This is a genomic window from Acidovorax sp. KPB24-03 (assembly GCF_057546605.1).
Genome location: NZ_BAAJYR010000328.1, coordinates 1 through 3,997, shown reverse-complemented (window position 1 = coordinate 3,997; position 3,997 = coordinate 1). Strand labels below are relative to the sequence as shown.

General features: G+C 71.1%; 2 protein-coding genes. Both read right to left on the bottom strand.

Annotation, left to right across the window (positions count from 1 at the left end):
• Nucleotides 1-70: 70 nt before the first annotated feature.
• On the bottom strand, nucleotides 71-1,186 hold the full coding sequence (locus tag AC27KI_RS20195; RefSeq protein ID WP_487115485.1) for a catalase family protein: 1,116 nt from the start codon (nucleotides 1,184-1,186) through the stop codon (nucleotides 71-73).
• Between the two features lie 38 nt (nucleotides 1,187-1,224).
• Nucleotides 1,225-3,567: an FdhF/YdeP family oxidoreductase gene (locus tag AC27KI_RS20190; protein WP_487115483.1), complete on the bottom strand. Its 2,343-nt coding sequence runs from the start codon at nucleotides 3,565-3,567 to the stop codon at nucleotides 1,225-1,227.
• Nucleotides 3,568-3,997 lie beyond the last annotated feature (430 nt).

Genomic DNA, 3,997 nt, shown 5'->3' with positions numbered 1-3,997 from the left:
TGATGGCTGAGCCCCGCCGGCACGGGCACCGGCGCCAGCCCGGGCCCCGGCACGAGGCCAGGGCCTGCGGTCATGCACGCCCGATGGACGGCGGAATCTCGCTCGGTTCGCGCACGGGCGTCTGGTTGCGGTCCGCGCGGAACTGCGCCGAGCGTTCGTATGCCAGCTTGCGGGCGCGCATCACGTTGCCCAGGGGCTGGTGGTCCGCCAGACCGCGCCAGGGGCTGAAGAAGAGGCCGTCTTCCGACACGGCGGCCACGGCCTCGCTCCACGCGGTCTGCGGCTGCGCCACCAGCCGGGCCACGGTGATGTAGGGGCTCTGTTCCTGCGGCCACTCCACGGACGCGTCTTCGACCGGCATCGAGTCCAGGTCGGTGCACAGCTGCACCCGCAGGTCCCACTGCGCGGGGTTCACCGCCATGAAGCGGACCACCTCCTCGCGCAGGCCATCGGGCCGGCCGTCGAGATCGACCTTCTGATCCACCAGCGCCTTCAAGGCGTCCGATGCCGGCGCCAGCGACAGCTTGGCGATGTATTGGCCGTGCCGCAAGGCCGCACCCGAGAAAAAGGTGGCGCCCAGCACGTGCGTCGGGGCATGCCCGCCCAGCGAGATCAGCTTGCCGCTCTTGCCGCCGAAGGCCTCGACGACCCTCTCCGCCACCTGCAGGGTGGCCGACAGCGCTTTCTTGGCCCCCTCCGCCACATCGGTCGTGGCCGCCAGGGGCTTGAGGTTGCTCAGGAATTTCCGGGCCGTGGGCGCGGCGAAGACCGGGCTGTCCGCAAAGACGAAGTTCTGGGTGGTGTCGGACTCCGAACCCGGGAGCCGCGCGCCCTCGACGCCGAGGACCTTCAAGCCCAGGCCCCGGGGCAGGGACACCTTGTCGTCCAGCACGTCGCCCGGGTTGGTGGAGAACCGCAGAATGGCGTCGTACGTGCCGGGCCGGGCGAACAGCCCCTGGGCGAGCGGCTCGGGCAAGTCCGGCAGCACCGTCAATTGCGCCCGCAGCACGCCGTGCGCCTTGGCATGGACGCTGCGGCGCGCGTGGCCGCTGTGCTCGAACGTCGTCTCGCGGATCTTGGCGAGCGTCTGGTCCAGGTCGGCGAAAACCTGCGGCTCGTCGGGATCGGCCTGCTCGACGGCAGGGTGGTAGCGAACGGGCGACTGGCTGGCGGGGTCTTGGCGCATGGCGGGTCCTTGGCAGTGAGAGGGTGGGGGCGGGCGCATCAGCCTGGGAACAGGCGGATGGGAATGGACTTGGCGGCGGGAACGTGGCTTTCCCTGGCGTGGTGGTCCAGGGGCATCAACGGATTGAGTTCGGGGTAGTAGCCCGCCACGGCACCGCGCGGCAGGTCGTAGGCCACGACGGTCAGTCCGGACACCTCGCGGCGCACGTCGTCCTGGCGCCACTGCGTGCGCGCCGTCACGCGGGCGCCGGCCTGCAAGCCGAGCCGCTCGATGTCGTGGGCATTCATCAACAGCACCTGGCGCGTGCCCTCGATCCGGCGAAAGCGGTCGTTCAGGCTGTAGATGGTGGTGTTGAACTGGTCGTCGCTGCGGATCGTGAAAAGGCGCAGCACCTCGCCGTCCACGGGCGTGGGCACCTGGTCCGGATCGGCCTGCAGGCCGCCGGGCGCGACGAAAGCGGCCCTGCCGCTGTCGGTCTCCCACACCCGATGGCGGGCCGCGATGGGCCGCGCGAAGCCGCCCGGGACGGCCAACCGGCGGTTGAAGTCGTGGAAGATCCTGGGGAAGGTCAGCGCGATGGCGTCCCGCACGCGGGCGTAGTCGTCGGTCCACCCGGCCCACGGAACGCAGGCGTTCGGCGCGAGGGTGGCCTGCGCGATGCCCGCCACGATCGACAGCTCGGAGCGCAGCGTCGCGGCCGCCGGCTCGGCCACGCCACGGGAGGGGTGCATGAAACCTGTCGAATCCTCGGTCGACACCGTTTGCTCGCCGCTGGCCTGCCGGTCGATCTCCACACGGCCCAGGCACGGCAGCAGGTAGGCCACCTCGCCATGCATCACGTGGCTGCGGTTGAGCTTGGTCGCGATCTGAACGGTCAGCCGCATCCGGCGCCACGCGGCCTCGATGAGCGCCGTCTCGGGCACCGCGCGCACGAAATTGCCGCCGAGGCCGAGGAACGCCCGCACCGAACCGTCCAGGATGCCCCGGCAGGCGGCGACGGTATCCAGGCCCTTCTTGCGCGGGGGCTCGAACTGGAACTGCGAGGCCAGCTGGTCCAGCGGGGCGAGCTCCGGCTTCTCGGTGATACCCACCGTGCGCTGCCCCTGCACGTTGGAATGCCCGCGCACCGGGCACAGCCCGGCACCGGGCTTGCCCACGTTGCCGCGCAGCAGCAGCAGGTTGGCGAGCATCTGCACGTTCAGCACGCCCTCGCGGTGCTGCGTGAGCCCCATGCCGTAGATGCCGATGACGCGTTCGGCCGCAAGGTAGGTGCGTGCGGCCTCCTCCAGCGCCGAGCGGGACAAGCCGGAGTCGCTTTCGATGTCGGCCCACGGGGCGGCGCGCATCGCCTGCGCGAGTTCGTCGTAGCCCTGCGTGTGCTCGGCGACGAACCGGGCATCGATGGCGCGGGGGCCGCCCGATGCCAGCGCGGCGTCGTCCGCCTCGATCACGAACTTGCACAGGCCGGTCAGCGCGGCGATGTCGCCCCCGGGCCGGACCTGCAGGTACTGCGTGCTGATGGCGGTGCTGCCCGGCGTGAGCATGTCCACCGGTGACTGGGGGTTGTTGAACGCCACCAGGCCGCTCTCGCGCAGCGGATTGAAGGTCACGATGGGCACGCCCCGGCGCCGCGCATCCTGCAGGGGATGCAGCATGCGCGGACTGGACACGCCGACGTTCTGGCCGAAGAAGAAGATGGCGTCGCACTGGTCGAAGTCGTCCAGGTCCACCGTGCCCACCGGCGACCCGATGGACTGCTTGAGGCCGACCGATGTGCTCTCGTGGCACATGTTCGAACTGTCGGGCAGGTTGTTGGTCCCATACAGCCGGGCGAAGAGTTGCCACAGGTACGACGTCTCCAGCGACGCCCGGCCCGACGCGTAGAACACCACCGCATCGGGCTGCAGCGCTTTCAGTTCCCGGCCGATGCCGTCGAAGGCCTCCTGCCAGGAGACCTCGACATACCGGTCCCGGCCGGCGTCGTAGCGCAGAGGAACCGTCAGCCGCCCGCCCGCTTCCAGCGCGTGGTCGGTCCAGCCGGCGAGTTCCGCCAAGGGGTGGGCCTCGAAGAAGGCGGCGTCCAGGCGCCGGTCCGTCAGCTCCCATGACGTCGCCTTCGCGCCGTTCTCGCAGAACTCGGCGGGATGCGGATGCAGCGGCTTGGCCCAGGCGCAGCTGGAGCAGGTGAAACCGTCGTGCTTGTTCTGCAGGGCCAGCGCCTTGATCACCGTGACGCCCGGGCGATCGCGCAGCAAGGTGCCGGCGACCGCTCTGACGGAGCCCCAGCCGCCGGACGGCGGAGGATCCTGCCCTGCATCGGGGGAGGCGCTGCTGGCTGGCGTGGCCAGGTCTCGGGAGGGGGGCGACGGCTTATCGGACATCGACCGCTTTCAACGCGGGCCTGTGGCGGTGCGGGGCAGCGGCCCGCTCCAGGAAGCCAGGGCGGGCGCGCAGTGGATGGCGGTGTCGGAATCGATCGATCAAAGGGGGTGGCATGCGGGGCTCGGCGGGCAATGGGGCGTGGCCCCCGATTACGCGGCTGGGGGCCGTGCAGGCCCTGTCGGATGGAGCGCCTAATGGCCATGCGCGTTGGCCGACAGCGGGCCGATGGGTGCTTCGCCGACGGGGCAGCGCGGCGGGCCGGGCGGCTGCCGCTGCAGGCCAGGGAGGGCCTTCGTCGTTTCAGGCGCCGGGCGATGGCGCTTGCACCACGCCGCTCCAGCGCGCGGTGCCCAGCCAGCCCTGCAGGGCCGGGCGGGCCCCGGGTGGGGTGATGGCGAGCGCGCGCGAGCCTTCGCGGCGCACCAGCCA

Bases quoted from the DNA above. Each gene is read 5' to 3' on its own strand.
- AC27KI_RS20195 (WP_487115485.1), bottom strand. From the start codon at position 1,186: ATGCGCCAAGACCCCGCCAGCCAGTCGCCCGTTCGCTACCACCCTGCC.
- AC27KI_RS20190 (WP_487115483.1), bottom strand. From the start codon at position 3,567: ATGTCCGATAAGCCGTCGCCCCCCTCCCGAGACCTGGCCACGCCAGCC.